This window comes from Paenibacillus sp. MAEPY2 (assembly GCF_000499205.1).
GTDB classification, from domain to species: Bacteria; Bacillota; Bacilli; order Paenibacillales; family Paenibacillaceae; genus Paenibacillus; species Paenibacillus vandeheii.
Genome location: NZ_AWUK01000103.1, coordinates 1 through 417 on the forward strand (window position 1 = coordinate 1; position 417 = coordinate 417).

Here is a 417-nt window from a genome sequence, read left to right on the forward strand (position 1 = left end):
TGATGGCTGGAATCGGATTTGCGTTGCTTTGCATCTCCATGTTGTATTTTCTGTTTGTATTCTGGAAAAAACGTAATGAAGTTAACAAGTGGCTACTGCGGATTATTGCTTTGGGCGCGCCACTCGCATTTTTAGGGGTTGAGCTAGGATGGTTTTACGCGGAAATCGGAAGGCAGCCATGGATTATCCGAGGATATATGCGCGTAGAAGAGGCGGCTACGACATCACCAAGTGTAAGAATTCTTTTCTTCCTCTTCTCGTTGTTGTATATCGTATTGGGTACCGTGTGTGTTCTCGTACTTCGACGCCTATTCAAAAATAATCCAGCTGAAACTGAGATGGAGAAGTGGATGCAGCATGTAGGCGACAAAACAACGGTAAAGGGTGAGCACACACAATGAGTTACGAGTTGATTGG

At 44.8% G+C, this 417-nt stretch carries 1 protein-coding gene; it reads left to right on the forward strand.

What is annotated here, in order from left to right; all coding sequences use genetic code 11:
* The coding region (locus tag P364_RS0134635; protein ID WP_029881539.1) for a cytochrome ubiquinol oxidase subunit I at positions 1-401 on the forward strand (401 nt) is incomplete at its 5' end.
* Positions 402-417 lie beyond the last annotated feature (16 nt).